Below are 13981 nucleotides of genomic sequence, written 5' to 3'. Positions count from 1 at the left end.
GGATGAGCGACGCCATGCAGTGGCCTTCTCGGCGAGGCTCGATGCATGAGGGCGACAGCCAGGAGGAGGCACCATGGAAGCCATGACGGTCCTGCCGTACTCCCGCCCGCTCACCCGCGACGACCTCGACTCGATGCCCGATGACGGGCATCGCTACGAGCTGCTCGACGGGATGCTCATCGTGAGCCCGGCGCCTCGCCATCTGCATCAGCGAGCGGTGGGCCGGGTGTTCCGGCTGGTCGACGACGCCGCACCGGACGGACTCGAGGCGCTGATGGCGCCCTTCGAGGTCGTGCTGGCGATCGACACCGTGTTCCAACCCGACCTCCTCCTCGCCCGCCGGGAGGACTTCACCGACCGTGACCTCCCCGCCGTTCCCGTGCTCGCGGTGGAGGTCTTGTCGCCCAGCAGCCGCCTGTTCGACCTCAACACCAAGAAGGCGCGCTACGAGCAGGCGGTGTGGCGTCCTACTGGGTCGTCGACCCCGATCCGGACACGCCGAGGGTGACGGTCTGGGAGCTGCGTGACGGCGTGTACGTCGGGGCGGGCAGCGCCACGGCAGCCGAGACCCTGATCGTCGAGCAGCCCTTCCCGCTCGGGGTCGTCCCCGCCGACCTGGTGCGTTAGACCAGCCCAGCAGCTACGCGCGCGGTCGCTCCACGGCCTCGATCAGGGCCCGGAGCGCCGCCGTGTGGGCACGGAGCGCCCGGTCACCCGCCTTGGTCAGCGAGACCCAGGTCGTACGCCGGCCGTCGAGGACCCCCTTGCGACTGGCGACGTAGCCGCTGCCCGAGAGGGCCGAGACATGCTTGGACAGCACGGAGTCGCTCACGCCGAGCGCCTCCCTGAGCGTCACGAACTCGACCTCCGACACCGCGGTCAGCATCGTCATCAGCTGGAGCCGGGCGGGCGGGTGGATGAGCGGGTCGATCCCGGCCATCAGCGCGCGAGGACCAGGGCGGCCGCCCCTGCCAGGGCGGCGCACCCGACCAGGGCGAGGGTGGTCCACGACTCGCCCTGGGCCTGCGTCGCGGGGTCGCGGAGGTAGTCCCGCCACCAGAGCCGCGCGCTGACCGCGTACCCGAGGCCACCGGCGGCCGCGGCGACGCCGGCTAACCACCACTGCCCCTCGAAGGCTGCCCACAGCGCGCCGGCGAACCCGGCGCAGTAGGCCAGCGACGAACGCGCGGACGTGCCCATCAGTGCACGGCTGAACAGCCCGTCGACGCGGACTCGGTTGAGCCTGCGGAACCGCAACGCCAGGCACCCCGCGACGGCGAGGAAGAAGAGGACGCCCGCGGCGGCCACCCAGAGGCCCGGTCCTCCGCCCTGAGACAGCCCGACCCCCGCCGTTCCGATCTGGACCGCGACCGCGACCCCGAGGGAGATGTGGAACCAGGTCGGCAGCCGGAGCGACGAGGTCAGCCGACGGCGTGCGGCCTCGGCGGCAGCCAGGTCGCTGGCTGGGTCGGACGGTAGTGCAGACATACTTTCCATATCGGAAAGTATGTCCCGAACTTTCCAAATTGGCAAGTATGGGTCAGCCCGACAGGGAGCGGACCCGGAACGCGAGATCCGGCGGATCAGGTCATGAGTCGAGTCCCGCATGTGCTCCGGGCACGACGAGGTAGCGGAGCCACACCAGCCCGCTGCCGCGGGACTCGTGGTGGGTCAGCTCGAACCCGACCCCACCCACACCGTCGGTCCAGGGCGGCCCCGAACCGAGAGCGGGGTGCACCAGGAGGCTGACCTCGTCGACGAGCCCCTCACCAAGCAGCGCGCCGACCAGCCTGCCGCCACTGTCGACCCGCACCACCCCCGCGCCCTCCTCTGCCAGGGCCTCCAGGGCTGCACGCAGGTCGACGTGCCCGCCGTCGTGCCCGCGCAACGGTCGCACCTCGCGCCAGTAGCCGGCGTCACGGAGGGCTTCCCAGGCGGTCACGCGCTCCCGGGAGTCGACCACCGCGAGCAGTGCGCCGTCCGGGTTCGGCCCTGGGCCGGGCGGGCCGGAGGTCAGGGCGTCCTCCTGCGCGAGGATGGTGTCCGCGCCGGCCAGGGTGACGTCCTCGTGGAAGGTGCCGACGAGCCCGTAGTACTCGCCGATGTCGGCGTCGAACCCACGCACGGTGGCGTCCAGGCCGACGGCCAGGTGGACGACCACGTGGGGACGCCTGCGGGTCGTCACCTCGGTCACACCAGGAGCCTGGCACTGTCCGGGTTCGACGTCGACGGGGTCGACGGGTCAGCCCGACAAGGAGCGCACCCGGAACGCGACGATCCGATGGATGAGGTCCTCGGGCAGGGGCTCGGTCAACGGCAGCTGCACCGAGCCCTTGCCCTGCTTGTAGCGCGACAGCTCCTCGGCGAACTCCTCGTGCCCCTCGGGCGTGGCGTAGAGACCGACGTGCTTGGCGAACCCGCCGGTGTAGATCAACGGCTTCTTGTTCAGCTTCCAGCCGATCAGCCCGTAGGCCAGGCCTTCGACCGCATCCGGCGCCTCCTCGGCGACGATGGCGCGGACCTGCTCGAGGCGGGCGAGCACTTCTCCGTCGAAGCCGTCGAGGTAGGCCTGGACCGCCGGGTCGGTCTCGGTCATGGTCAGGAGCCTAGGCGCCGGGGCGGGCCGCGGCCGCCTCATAACGCGGGTTCGCCCGAATCGTTGGGGCGGCATGACGTCCCCGCCCTCGAGCCCGGTGGACCTGCCGCACCCGAGGTTCCCGTCGCGCCGTTCCGTGGTGGTGGGTGGCGTGGCCGGGGCAGCCGTCGCAGTGCTGGGCGCCCCCGGTGCCCCGGCGGTCGCGCTGCCGGTCGGACCCGACCGCGCCCGCTACCTCAGCCCCGCGCGGCTGGACACGCTGCGTGCGGTCGTCGACCGGATCGTGCCCGCAGACGACGGCACGCCCGGGGCCGTCGCAGCCCGCTGCCACGAGGCCGTCGACGCCCTGCTCGGCGCGTTCCGGACCAAGCCCCCGCGCATCTACGCCGGCGGGCCGTTCTCCGACCGCGGCGGCTCGCCGGTCAACCACTTCGCCGAGTTCCTGCCGCTCGACAAGTACGAACGACGCGCCTGGCGGCTGCGGATCCAGGGGTCCCGGGGCCGCGGCCGGCTCCAGCACCTCGGACCCGTCCTGGGCTATCAGCAGGTCTACGACCGCGGCCTCGACGCGCTGGCCGCCTCCACCCCGGGCTTCGCCTCCCTCCCGGCGCCGGCCCGCGACCTCGCCCTGCGCGCCGCGAGCGACCCGGCGGTCACGGCGATGCTCAGCCTGGCGACCGCCCACACCTTCGAGTCCTGCTTCGGCGCGCCGGAGTACGGCGGCAACCATCAGGGCGTCGGCTGGGAGGTCATCGGCTTCGACGGCGACCGCCAGCCGCGCGGCTACACGCCTGACGAGGTCCGGTCCCCGGAGACCGAACCGCTGCCACTCCTCGAGATCGAGCAGGTGGTGGCGCGGTTCGGGCCGGCGCTGGCGCTCGCCACCTCGGAGGCGATGCTCGGGCCGCTGACCGCGACCACGGCCGGCCACCAGGCCGTGGCCGAACACGTGCGCGGGCTGCTGGCGACCTACGACGACGCGGTGGCCGCGCTGCGCCGGGCGGGTGACGCTCGATGACCGCCGCGGGCAGGGGTGACCGGGAGGCCGTGGTCGTCGGCTCGGGGGCCGCCGGTGCGGCGGTCGCGTGGGAGCTGGCCCGCCAGGGCTGGGACGTCACGGTGCTGGAGCGGGGGCGCAACCTGCGGCCCGGCCTGGGCAAGCGACCCAGCGGCAGGCTGCGGACGACGTACGGCTCCGACGAGGTCAAGGGCCTGCGCAGCTTCGGCTTCCCCGACCCGCTGCTCGAGCCCTACACGACCCGCACCCAGGCCGAGGCCGGCCGCGGCGTCGCCCGCTCGGCCCAGGGCGCGCTGGGCCAGCTCGGTGCCGCGGTCGGCGGCACGACCCTGCACTACAACGCCAAGACTCCGCGGTTCTGGAAGCAGGACTTCCGCCAGCTCTCGGACCTCGGCCCGGTCGACGGGGCACAGGTCGCGGACTGGCCGATCTCGTATGCGGACCTCGAGCCGTTCTACGACCTCGTCGAGCGCCGCCTCGGGGTCCAGGGCGACCGGTCGAGGATGCCCGCCCGGACGCTGCAACAGTCGCCGCGGCGCCATGACTTCGTGATGCCGCCCAACCCGACGGGGTACGCCGCCGCCCGGCTGGCCGAGGGTGCCCGGGCCGTCGGCTGGGACCCCTACCCCTACCCGGCCGCCGTCAACTCCCGCCGCCGCGGCGGGCGGCCGGCGTGCAACTCGTGCGGCCTCTGCTCGGGGCACGGCTGCCCGATCAACGCGCGCGGCGACGCACTGGTCTCGTTCCTCAACCCGGCCATGCTGACCGGGCGGGTGCGGGTCGTCGACCGCGCCTGGGTGCACCGCATCGAGACCACCCGCGACGGCCGCCGGGCCAGGGCCGTGCACTGGCGCGACGTCGACGGGCGCCGGCACCGGCTGGCGGCCTCGACCGTGGTGCTGGCCGGCAGCCCGATCAACACCGCACGGCTGCTCCTGCTCTCGGCCAGCAGCGCCCACCCGCACGGGCTGGGCAACCGGTCCGACCAGGTCGGGCGCAACATGATGTTCCACAACTTCACCCTGGTAGGCGCGGCGTTCGCCGAGAACGTCCACCCCCTGCGCGCGCAGTCCACCACGCTGCAGATCGACGACCTGGTGGGGCCGTTCACCGGTCCGGAGGTCACCGCGCTCGGCGTGCCCTACATCGTCGGGGGGCTGATCCAGCTCGGCTCGGGCGCACCGCCCGTGCAAGGGGCCAGCACGCTGGCGGCGTACGCCGGCTACGGCAGCGGGCTGAAGCAGGCGATGAAGGTCGGGCTGCACGCGGGTATCGCCGGCTCCCAGCTCGTGCACCAGGACCTTCCGCAGGCCGCCAACCGGGTCGACCTCGACCCCGCGGTGCGCGACTTCCACGGCACCCCCGCGGCCCGGATCACCTACTCCCCACACCGGCACGAGCAGGCCGCCGCGACGCTGCTGGGCGCCAGGATGCAGGCCGCGCATCAGGCCGCCCCGGGAGTGGTCGCCACGGTGCCGATCCCGTATCCGCTGCTCAACGAGGGCATCACCTACACCGCACACCTGGCCGGCACCGCCCGGATGGGTCGTGACCCGCAGACGTCGGTGTGCGCACCCTCGGGGCGTCTGCACCAGCTCGACAACGTCTATGTCGCCGATGCCTCCACGTTCCCGACCTTCCCCGGCTTCAACCCGACCCTGACGATCATGGCCAACGCGCTGCGCATCGCGCGCGGGCTGGCCGATCGGACCGCAGACTGAGAACCGGAGACCTGATGACCGATACCTGCTGCGCCGACTCGACTGGTACGACGCTGAACCGGCGCGCCCTCCTCGGCGCGTCCCTGGCCGTGCCTGCCGCCGGACTGCTGGCGGACGGGCCGGCCCTGGCGGGTCCGGCCGCCGGCAAGCGGCGCGCGCACCGCATCCTCGTCTTCAGCCGCACCACCGGGTTCCGGCACGCCTCCATCGAGACCGCAGTCAGCGCGATCAAGGAGCTCGGCGCGACCCGGGAGATCGCGGTCGACGCGACCGAGGACCCAGCCGCGTTCACCCACGACTCGCTGCGCGCCTACACCGCCATCGCCTTCGTCAACACCACCGGCAACGTGCTCGACGAGACGCAACGCGAGGCGCTCCGCCGGTTCGTGAAGCGTGGCGGCGGCTGGGTCGGGGTGCACTCGGCCGCCGACACGGAATACACCTCGCGCTTCTACACCCGCCTGCTCGCAGGCGCGCGGTTCCTCTGCCACCCGCTGCAGCAGCCGGGGACGATCCTGCGCGAGTCCGCGAGACACCGCTCGACCCAGCACCTCCCCGAGCAGTGGCAGGTGCCGTTCGAGGAGTTCTACTCGTTCACCTCGAGCCCGCGCGGGCAGGCCAGCATCCTCCTGAGCATCGACGAGTCGTCGTACGCCCAGGACCCCAACACCAGCAACCTGCCCACCGGCCCCGAGAACCCGTTCCCGAGCCAGGGCGTGTCCGGTGTGATGGGCGACCACCCGATGAGCTGGCAGCACCGGGTCGGCCGCGGCCTGTCCTGGTACACGGCGCTCGGCCACGAGATCGCGATGTACTACGACCCCGCGTTCCGCAACCACCTGCTCGGTGGCCTGGTCACCGCGAGCCGGCACGGCCGGCGGCGCCTGGACCGCTGACGGCGGACCCTTCTGACGGCTAGGGCGGCGTCGTACCCAGGCCGTGCCAGCTGCTGCGGGCGAGCGCGTCGAGATCGGTCCGTCCCGGATCCTGCTCGACCATGCTGATCACGACCCTCGGATCGAGCCCCAGGAGGTACTCCAGGTGCGGGCTGTCGGCCGGGTCGAGCGGCAGCGCCGGATCACCGATGACGACGACCTCGGCGAGCGACTGAGACAGCACCGCGGCGACCTGCCCGCGCAAGCGCAGGGTCCAGGTGGCGCCGCCGACCACGCTCGCCCCGGCCCGCTCGCGCTCGAGCCACGCGACCAGGTCGCGCAGGGTCGCCGGGTCGGGCAGGTCGACGCGCCGCTCGTTGGGCGCCGTCGCGTCGTCGCCGGCCGCGACGCTGTCGCGGGTGAGCGTCAGCAGCATCAGGCCCCGGTGTAGTTGGGCGCCTCGACGGTCATCTGGACGTCGTGCGGGTGGCTCTCCTTGAGCGAGGCCGAGGTGATGCGGATGAACCGGCCCTTGTCCTGCAGCTCGGGGATGGTGCGCGCGCCGACGTAGAACATCGACTGGTTGAGGCCACCGATGAGCTGGTGGGCGACGGCGGCGAGCGGACCGCGGTAGGCGACCTGGCCCTCGATGCCCTCGGGCACGATCTTGTCGTCGCTGGAGACCTCGGCCTGGAAGTAGCGGTCCTTGGAGTAGGACTTCTTGCCGCGGCTCGACATCGCCCCCAGCGAGCCCATGCCGCGGTAGGACTTGAACTGCTTGCCGTTGACGAAGATGAGCTCGCCCGGCGACTCCTCGCAGCCGGCCAGCAGCGACCCGACCATCACGCTGTCGGCGCCGGCCACGATGGCCTTGGCGATGTCTCCGGACTGCTGGAGACCGCCGTCGGCGATGACGGGTACGCCGGCGGGCCGGCAGGCCAGGGCCGCCTCGTAGACCGCGGTGACCTGGGGTACGCCGCACCCGGTGACGACCCGGGTGGTGCAGATCGAGCCGGGCCCGAAGCCGACCTTGACCGCGTCGGCACCCGCGTCGACGAACGCCTGGGCACCCTCGCGGGTCGCGACATTGCCGCCGATGACCTGGACGTGCTGGGTGGCCGGGTCGCCCTTGAGGCGGCGCACCATGTCGAGCAGCAGGGTGACGTGGCCGTGTGCGGTGTCGGCGACGAGCACGTCGACGCCGGCGTCGATGAGGGTGGTGGCGCGCTGCCAGGCGTCGCCGAAGTAGCCGATCGCGGCCCCGACCATCAGCCGGCCGTCGGCGTCCTTGGAGGCGAGCGGGAACTGCTCGGACTTCACGAAGTCCTTGACGGTGATGAGCCCGCCGAGCCGACCCTGCTCGTCGATGAGGGGCAGCCGCTCACGCTTGTGCTTGCGCAGGAGCGCGGTGGCCTCCTCGCGGGAGATGCCGACCGCGCCGGTGACCAGCGGCATCGGCGTCATGACCTCGTCGACCTTGGTGGTCGCCCACTCCGCCACGGGGGTGAAGCGCAGGTCGCGGTTGGTGCAGATGCCGAGCAGTCTCAGGTCGGTGTCGACGACCGGCAGGCCCGACACCCGGTATTCACCGCAGATCCGGTCGAGGTCCTCGAGCGTCGCGTCGGGCCCGATGGTGACGGGGTTGGAGATGATGCCGGTCTGGGTGCGCTTGACCAGGTCGACCTGGTAGGCCTGGTCCTCGATCGAGAGGTTGCGGTGCAGCACGCCGAGGCCACCCTGGCGGGCCATCGCGATGGCCATCCGCGACTCGGTGACGGTGTCCATCGCGGCACTGATGAGCGGCACGCGCAGCGAGAGCCCCCGGGTCAGCCGCGTGGTCGTGTCTATGTCAGCCGGCGCCAGGTCGGAGTGACCCGGCAGCAGCAGCACGTCGTCGTAGGTGAGCCCGAGCGCGGCGAACTTGTCGGGAAGTTCCATTGCCCGATCCTATCGGCGCGGATGGCGTCTGTGGTTTCGAGGCTCGCTGCGCTCGCACCTCAACCACCGATTCGGCGTCAGGTGCGCAGCGCCTTGAGGTCCCGTACGGCGATCCGGACCGTCAGCCGGTCCCCGGCCATCCGGATCCGGCCGCGGAGCCCGGCGGCCAGCACCATCGGCAGCGCCGCCTGGTTGTCCGAGCGGGTGGTCAGCAGGATCTCGTCGGCGCCCTTGGCCAACGCCAGCCGGGCCACCTCCACCAGCAGCCGCGAGCCGATGCCTCGCCGCTGCCAGGCCGGGTCGACCCCGAGCCCGATCGCGAGCACACCGGGCTCGTCGGTCTTCTCCAGGGTGGCGCGGCCGACGACCACGTCGTCGATCCGCGCGGCCACCGAGTCACCCTCGACGGCGTACGCCGGGGGGGCGCCGCTGCCCACGCGCCGGCCGGAGTCGCCGGTGATCCCGGGCGCGGCCGACCGTGCCAGGACGTCGGTGACCAGCGCCGCCATCGCCGCCCCGCGGGCGTGCTCGGTGGCGGTGAAGGCCGTGGACCGGCGCACCTGGACCTCGACGTCGCCGACGGTCATCTCCATGACGTCGTCGTCGGCCGGACTGCCGTCCACCGCCTGCAGCCGGGCGTCGAAGAGCCGGCCCACCACCTCGGGGAACGTCATCGGCCGCTCCAGCACGGCGCGCGCCGCCTGGACGTAGAGCGTGGCCTGGTCGGCCAGGGCGTCCTCGGTGCACGGGATCGCGACGACCTCTCGGCCGCCGGCGGTCTCGACCAGCCGGCCGATCTGGGTGGGCCCCCAGTCGTCGGGCGTCCGGAGCACCAGCTCGTCGGTCACCGCCTCGACGCCCGGGAAGATCTGCAGCCCCAGGATGTTGACGTCCGCCAGCCCGCACTGCTCGGCGAGCAGCGCCAGTGCGCCGGGACGGTCGGGAAGCGTCGTACGGACCCTCCACAGCATGGTTGAAGAGTGAACCGGACAGGTTGCCGGTCGGGGTCCGTTGTGTTTCGGCAGTGCAACGTCGAGGAGGCGGCTCGGTATCCCTGACAGGGCTCTGGGAACCTGACGTGCGTGTGGACCCGCCTGGCGCAGCGCATCGACGGCTTGGTCGACTCGCGCTGGACCATCGCCGTAGCGGCCGCCGCGGCGTTCCTGCTCAGGCTGCCGGGGCTGACCAGGCCGATCCGCGCCGACGAGGCGGGCTACCTCCTCGTCGCCCGCGCCTGGGACCCGGGGCCGGCCAGTGTCTACGGGCCCTACTTCGCCGACCGCCCGCCGCTGATCATCGCGACCTACGGCTGGGCCGACGACGTGGGCGGCCCGCTGTTCATCCGGGTCGTGGGGGCGCTGGCCTGCGCCCTGCTGGTCGTCGCGGCGGCCAACGTGGCGAGGCTGGTCGCGACCGAGACCGCGGCCCGCTGGACGGCGGTCGCGGTCGCCGCGATCACCAGCAACATCGCCATCAACGCGGTCGCGGTGAAGGGCGAGCTGCTGGCGCTGCCGATCCTGATGGGCAGCCTGGGGCTCGCGCTGCTGGCGGTCCGGGACCGGTCGTGGGTGTTCGCCCTGGGCGGAGGTCTGCTCGCGGGCCTGGCGCTGGGCTTCAAGCAGAACCTGGTGGGTGGCCTGGTCTTCACCGCAGTCCTCTACGTCGCCAGCGCGCTCGCCGGCCGGCTGAGCCTCGCCGGGCTCGCCCGCCTCGCGTCGACGGCCGCCGCCGGAGCAGTGATCCCGCTGCTGGGCACCCTCCTCTGGGCCCGCGCGGCCGGGGTGGACCTGGACGCGCTCTGGTATGCCGTCTACGGCTTCCGTTTCGACGCCGCGGCGGTGCTCGCATCCGGGAGCGCCGAGACCGAGACAGTGCGGGCAGCACTGCTGGTGGTCAGCGCGCTCGGTGCCGGGATGCTGCTGGTCATCGGGGGCTTCGTCGTGCACATCCGTGGCGAGTGGGAGGACGACGCCCCGCTGACGGCCGCGGTCGCCGCGATGCTGGTCGTCGACGTCGCCGGGCTGGTGCTCGGCGGCAGCTTCTGGCGCGACTACCTGTTCCCGCTGCTCCCGGCCACGGCGCTGTGCGCCGCCCTCCTGGCCCGACGCCGGAGCAAGCGCGGCATGGCGATGAGGTCGGTCATCGCCGCGGCCGCCGCGTCGACCCTGGTACTGCTGCTGGGGTGGGCTGGCTACCAGGCCCTCGGCTTCCAGGAGTTCGACGAGGTCGACACGGGCGAGGCGCTGCACGACGTCGCCGAGCCGGGCGACACGCTCGTCGTGTTCGGCGGTCGCGCCGACCTCCAGCTCACCAGCGGGCTCTCGTCACCCTACGAGCACCTGTGGTCGCTGCCGATGCGCACCATCGACCCTGAGCTGTCCGACCTCAGGTCGCTGGTCGCCGGCCCGGACGCCCCGACCTGGCTGGTCGAGTGGGTGCCGTTCGACACCTGGGCCGAGGACCCTGGCCGGTCACTCCGGACGCTGGTGGACGAGCGGTACGTCGCCCACGGCACGGGCTGCAGGAACCCCGACAAGCCGCCCCGCATCGTGTGGCTGCTGCGTGGCGTCGACCGCCCCGTCCTCGAGCCCGACTGCCACGGGCGCTGAGGCCTGGGCTCAAGACAGGGACATCACCGGCTCGCCGTTGACCAGACCGTTGCCCGACCGGGTGCAGGTGCCGCCCCGGGGCGCGCCGCCGTTGTAGGCCTGGCGGACACAGCTGCGGAAGGCCAGCTGGGCCCAGTAGTTGGGGTGCAGCCCCTCCTGGATGTAGTAGGGGCTGCCCGAACAGCACGTCGACACCGTGCGGATCTGGTTGACCCACTCGGTCCGGTTGACGGCGGTCGGCTGCGTCCACGAGGTCAGGCCGACCTCCTCGTAGAGGCCCACGGTGTTCTCGCAGAGCCGGCGGCCGTTGAGGGCCGAGGACAGGTTGAGCACCTTGGCGTTGGTGATGCCGGCCTGGGTGATCGCGCCGGTCACGGTGTTGTTGATGGTCGGCAGGGCACTGGAGTTGGCCCAGTTGGCGTCGCTGTTCCAGAAGCCGCAGCCGCCGGTGCTCTGCCGGGTGTAGCCGCTCTCGGAGTAGCGGAAGCCGCTCCCGTTGGGGATGGGCGACGGGTAGGTCTGCACGAGCATGCTCCACGAGCTGTCGCCGTAGCCGGCGTTGCGCATCGCGGTGCGCACGTTCTGCAGTGCCGTGGCGATCCGCGACTTCACCGTCGCGATGTTGGCCGAGGTGAAGTTGGCCGTGACCGACGAGTCGTCCTTGCAGTAGTCCTTCCACCAGGTCGGTGAGGTGAGGAAGTCCTGCACGCACTGCTGGACGATGCTTGCGAAGTTGAAGTCGTTGCCGCCGATCGAGACCACGACCATCTTCACGTTGTGGGTGGCAGCGAAGGTCTGCAGCATCCGGGCCTGCCCCTGCTGGCTGCCGTTGCTGTAGAAGTCCAGGCCGGGCTTGAAGTAGCCGTTGCCGTCGGTGTAGGTCGCCGTCTTCGCGCCCGAGCAGGCCAGGTTGAGGCCGCTCACGCCGCCGCCGAGGTAGATCTCCGCCGACTTGCTGCGGTGACAGCGGTTGATGGTCTCGGCGGTGCCGCCGGCGTTGTCGTAGTAGGCCGTGGAGCCGAGCGCGTCGGCGTAGGACGACGAGCTGTTGGACGACCCGGCCCAACGGCCGGCCTCGCCGGAGATGTAGGAGTCACCGAGGCTGACCACCCACGGCGAGCCCACGCCGGGGCCGTCGGCGTGCGCGGCGGGCGCGGTCACCAGCCCGAGGGTCAGGAACGAGGCGACCAGGGCCAGCACGCCGAGGACGGCGGGGATCCGGGGCTGTGCCGAGCGGTGGGCAGGGCGAGGCGTGAAGGGGTGCACGGTGATGCCTTCCGAGAGTGCGATGTGACGTGGGTCTCCCTCCCCGCCGTGGGAGACCCTAGCCACGCGCGCTACCCGTGGGTAGGCCTAGCGCCGCGCGAGTCGCGCGAAGCGGGACTCGCGAGCGCGGCGCTGGTCGAGGAGGTCGCGCAGCGACCGTCACGAGACCACGCAAGAAGAGGCTGGGACGCAACCCTCGTGGGTTGCGTCCCAGCCTCACGTCACCTGGTCTCGAGACGGGCCTAGCGGCCCTCCTCGACCAGCGCCGGCCTCGCGCGTCTCGCTGCGCTCGCCGCGCGGGGCCTAGTGACCGTGCCCGTGGCCGTGACCGGCCGCAGCCTCGGGCTCGTCGTCCTCGGGCTTCTCCACGACCAGCGTCTCGGTCGTCAGCAGCATGCCGGCGATGGAGCTGGCGTTGATCAGCGCGGAGCGGGTGACCTTGACCGGGTCGAGGACGCCCTGGGCGACCAGGTCGCCGTACTCCTCGGTGGCCGCGTTGTAGCCGTTGCCGACGCCGAGCTCGCGGACCTTGGTGGTGACGACGTAGCCGTTGACGCCGCCGTTCTCGGCGATCCAGCGCAGCGGCTCGTCGAGCGACTTGCGGACCACGCGGACGCCGACCGCCTCGTCGCCGGTGAAGCCGAGGCTGTCCTCGAGCACCGCGGCGGCGTGGATGAGGGCGGAGCCGCCGCCGGCGACGATGCCCTCCTCGATCGCGGCACGGGTCGCCGATACGGCGTCCTCGATGCGGTGCTTCTTCTCCTTGAGCTCCACCTCGGTGACGGCGCCGACCTTGATCACGCAGACACCGCCCGCCAGCTTGGCGAGGCGCTCCTGGAGCTTCTCGCGGTCCCAGTCGGAGTCGGTGTTCTCGATCTCGGCCTTGATCTGGTTGACCCGCCCCTCGACCTCGGCGTGGTCGCCGCCGCCGTCGATGATGGTCGTGTCGTCCTTGGTGACCACGACGCGGCGGGCGGTGCCCAGCACGTCGAGCCCGACCTGGTCGAGCTTGAGGCCGACCTCGGGAGCCACGACCTGACCGCCGGTCAGGGTCGCGATGTCCTGCATCATCGCCTTGCGGCGGTCGCCGAACGCGGGCGACTTGACCGCCACGGCGTTGAACGTGCCGCGGATCTTGTTGACGACCAGGGTCGACAGCGCCTCACCCTCGACGTCCTCGGCCAGGATGAACAGCGGCTTGCCGGCGGCGATGACCTTCTCCAGCAGCGGCAGCAGGTCGGCCACCGCGGAGATCTTCCCCTGGTGGAGGAGGATGTAGGGGTCCTCGAGGACGGCCTCCATCCGCTCCGGGTCGCTGACGAAGTAGGCCGAGATGTAGCCCTTGTCGAACTGCATGCCCTCGGTGAAGTCGAGCTCGGTGCCCATGGTGTTGGACTCCTCGACGGTGATCACGCCGTCCTTGCCCACCTTGTCGAAGGCCTCGGCGAGCAGCTCGCCGATGTGGCTGTCGCGGCTCGAGATCGTGGCGACCGAGGCCATGTCCTCACGCGACTCGACCTCGCGGGCGATCTTGAGCAGCTCGTCGCTGACCGCGCTGGCTGCCGCGTCCATGCCGCGCTTCATCGCCATCGGGTTGGCACCCGCGGCCACCGCGCGCAGGCCCTCGTGGACCATCGCCTGGGCCAGGACCGTCGCGGTGGTGGTGCCGTCACCCGCGATGTCGTTGGTCTTGGTGGCGACCTCCTTGCACAGCTGGGCGCCGAGGTTCTCGAACGGGTCGTCCAGCTCGATCTCACGCGCGACGGTCACGCCGTCGTTGGTGATGGTCGGCGCGCCCCACTTCTTGTCCAGCACGACGTAGCGGCCCTTGGGGCCGAGCGTCACCTTCACGGCGTTCGCCAGGGCGTCGACGCCCCGCTCGAGCGCGCGACGGGCGTGCTCGTCGAACTCCAGGATCTTCGGCATTGCTCTCCTTCAGTGGTTCACGGATCTCGGTG

The 13981-nt window shown here is 72.0% G+C and carries 15 protein-coding genes; 6 read left to right on the top strand and 9 right to left on the bottom strand.

The features are described 5' to 3' along the window. Nucleotides 1-82: 82 nt before the first annotated feature. Entirely contained in the window at nucleotides 83-508 is a 426-nt protein-coding gene (locus ACYVC6_RS07770; protein WP_460712627.1) for a Uma2 family endonuclease, read from the top strand. Beyond that, nucleotides 505-627 (top strand): hypothetical protein, encoded by a 123-nt coding sequence (locus tag ACYVC6_RS07765; protein ID WP_460712626.1) that lies wholly within the window; start codon nucleotides 505-507, stop codon nucleotides 625-627. Before ACYVC6_RS07770 ends, ACYVC6_RS07765 begins: the two co-directional genes overlap by 4 nt. A gap of 13 nt (nucleotides 628-640) precedes the next feature. Here ACYVC6_RS07765 and ACYVC6_RS07760 read toward each other — a convergent pair whose 3' ends face one another. The 4 genes from ACYVC6_RS07760 to ACYVC6_RS07745 form a co-directional block, all read right to left on the bottom strand. Continuing rightward, nucleotides 641-940: a transcriptional regulator gene (locus tag ACYVC6_RS07760; RefSeq protein ID WP_460712621.1), complete on the bottom strand. Its 300-nt coding sequence runs from the start codon at nucleotides 938-940 to the stop codon at nucleotides 641-643. Next, nucleotides 940-1488: a hypothetical protein gene (locus tag ACYVC6_RS07755; protein ID WP_460712618.1), complete on the bottom strand. Its 549-nt coding sequence runs from the start codon at nucleotides 1486-1488 to the stop codon at nucleotides 940-942. Before ACYVC6_RS07755 ends, ACYVC6_RS07760 begins: the two co-directional genes overlap by 1 nt. Before the next feature lie 100 nt (nucleotides 1489-1588). Beyond that, the gene (locus ACYVC6_RS07750) at nucleotides 1589-2194 is read right to left on the bottom strand and encodes a dihydrofolate reductase family protein (protein ID WP_460712616.1); all 606 of its coding nucleotides are present in this window, start codon (nucleotides 2192-2194) and stop codon (nucleotides 1589-1591) included. A gap of 48 nt (nucleotides 2195-2242) precedes the next feature. Next, entirely contained in the window at nucleotides 2243-2596 is a 354-nt protein-coding gene (locus tag ACYVC6_RS07745) for an iron chaperone (protein WP_460712614.1), read from the bottom strand. A 73-nt stretch (nucleotides 2597-2669) separates the two neighbouring features. Between ACYVC6_RS07745 and ACYVC6_RS07740 the strand changes: the two genes are divergently transcribed. Genes ACYVC6_RS07740 through ACYVC6_RS07730 form a run of 3 tightly spaced genes read left to right on the top strand, consistent with a single transcriptional unit; the run spans nucleotide 2670 to nucleotide 6231 of the window. After that, entirely contained in the window at nucleotides 2670-3614 is a 945-nt protein-coding gene (locus ACYVC6_RS07740; protein WP_460712613.1) for a gluconate 2-dehydrogenase subunit 3 family protein, read from the top strand. Further along, nucleotides 3611-5335, top strand: a complete 1725-nt coding sequence (locus ACYVC6_RS07735) for an FAD-dependent oxidoreductase (RefSeq protein ID WP_460712611.1) — start codon at nucleotides 3611-3613, stop codon at nucleotides 5333-5335. The genes ACYVC6_RS07740 and ACYVC6_RS07735 overlap by 4 nt, the downstream gene beginning before the upstream one ends. A gap of 14 nt (nucleotides 5336-5349) precedes the next feature. Then, the gene (locus ACYVC6_RS07730; RefSeq protein ID WP_460712609.1) at nucleotides 5350-6231 is read left to right on the top strand and encodes a ThuA domain-containing protein; all 882 of its coding nucleotides are present in this window, start codon (nucleotides 5350-5352) and stop codon (nucleotides 6229-6231) included. Nucleotides 6232-6250: 19 nt separating this feature from the next. Here the strand turns inward: ACYVC6_RS07730 and ACYVC6_RS07725 are convergent, their stop codons facing one another. From ACYVC6_RS07725 to ACYVC6_RS07715, 3 genes are all read right to left on the bottom strand, one after another. Then, the gene (locus tag ACYVC6_RS07725; RefSeq protein ID WP_460712607.1) at nucleotides 6251-6646 is read right to left on the bottom strand and encodes a hypothetical protein; all 396 of its coding nucleotides are present in this window, start codon (nucleotides 6644-6646) and stop codon (nucleotides 6251-6253) included. Then, the gene (guaB, locus tag ACYVC6_RS07720) at nucleotides 6646-8148 is read right to left on the bottom strand and encodes an IMP dehydrogenase (RefSeq protein ID WP_460712605.1); all 1503 of its coding nucleotides are present in this window, start codon (nucleotides 8146-8148) and stop codon (nucleotides 6646-6648) included. The genes ACYVC6_RS07725 and guaB overlap by 1 nt, the downstream gene beginning before the upstream one ends. A gap of 77 nt (nucleotides 8149-8225) precedes the next feature. Continuing rightward, nucleotides 8226-9119, bottom strand: coding sequence for a GNAT family N-acetyltransferase (locus ACYVC6_RS07715; RefSeq protein ID WP_460712603.1), 894 nt, complete (start codon nucleotides 9117-9119; stop codon nucleotides 8226-8228). A gap of 111 nt (nucleotides 9120-9230) precedes the next feature. On the opposite strand from ACYVC6_RS07715, the gene ACYVC6_RS07710 reads away from it, so the two are divergent. Further along, nucleotides 9231-10757, top strand: coding sequence for a hypothetical protein (locus ACYVC6_RS07710; RefSeq protein WP_460712601.1), 1527 nt, complete (start codon nucleotides 9231-9233; stop codon nucleotides 10755-10757). Between the two features lie 9 nt (nucleotides 10758-10766). Here ACYVC6_RS07710 and ACYVC6_RS07705 read toward each other — a convergent pair whose 3' ends face one another. Together ACYVC6_RS07705 and groL are read right to left on the bottom strand one after the other, a co-directional pair. Continuing rightward, nucleotides 10767-12089, bottom strand: coding sequence for an SGNH/GDSL hydrolase family protein (locus tag ACYVC6_RS07705; protein WP_460712600.1), 1323 nt, complete (start codon nucleotides 12087-12089; stop codon nucleotides 10767-10769). A 237-nt stretch (nucleotides 12090-12326) separates the two neighbouring features. Continuing rightward, the gene (gene groL / locus ACYVC6_RS07700) at nucleotides 12327-13949 is read right to left on the bottom strand and encodes a chaperonin GroEL (RefSeq protein ID WP_460712598.1); all 1623 of its coding nucleotides are present in this window, start codon (nucleotides 13947-13949) and stop codon (nucleotides 12327-12329) included. Between the last annotated feature and the right edge of the window lie 32 nt (nucleotides 13950-13981).

The sequence above is a fragment of the Nocardioides dilutus genome (genome assembly GCF_054779555.1).
This window is presented reverse-complemented; position numbering and strand designations above follow the sequence as displayed.

Bases quoted from the DNA above. Each gene is read 5' to 3' on its own strand.
- ACYVC6_RS07770 (WP_460712627.1), top strand. From the start codon at position 83: ATGACGGTCCTGCCGTACTCCCGCCCGCTCACCCGCGACGACCTCGAC.
- ACYVC6_RS07760 (WP_460712621.1), bottom strand. From the start codon at position 940: ATGGCCGGGATCGACCCGCTCATCCACCCGCCCGCCCGGCTCCAGCTG.
- ACYVC6_RS07755 (WP_460712618.1), bottom strand. From the start codon at position 1,488: ATGTCTGCACTACCGTCCGACCCAGCCAGCGACCTGGCTGCCGCCGAG.
- ACYVC6_RS07745 (WP_460712614.1), bottom strand. From the start codon at position 2,596: ATGACCGAGACCGACCCGGCGGTCCAGGCCTACCTCGACGGCTTCGAC.
- ACYVC6_RS07740 (WP_460712613.1), top strand. From the start codon at position 2,670: ATGACGTCCCCGCCCTCGAGCCCGGTGGACCTGCCGCACCCGAGGTTC.
- ACYVC6_RS07735 (WP_460712611.1), top strand. From the start codon at position 3,611: ATGACCGCCGCGGGCAGGGGTGACCGGGAGGCCGTGGTCGTCGGCTCG.
- ACYVC6_RS07730 (WP_460712609.1), top strand. From the start codon at position 5,350: ATGACCGATACCTGCTGCGCCGACTCGACTGGTACGACGCTGAACCGG.
- ACYVC6_RS07725 (WP_460712607.1), bottom strand. From the start codon at position 6,646: ATGCTGCTGACGCTCACCCGCGACAGCGTCGCGGCCGGCGACGACGCG.
- guaB (WP_460712605.1), bottom strand. From the start codon at position 8,148: ATGGAACTTCCCGACAAGTTCGCCGCGCTCGGGCTCACCTACGACGAC.
- ACYVC6_RS07715 (WP_460712603.1), bottom strand. From the start codon at position 9,119: ATGCTGTGGAGGGTCCGTACGACGCTTCCCGACCGTCCCGGCGCACTG.
- groL (WP_460712598.1), bottom strand. From the start codon at position 13,949: ATGCCGAAGATCCTGGAGTTCGACGAGCACGCCCGTCGCGCGCTCGAG.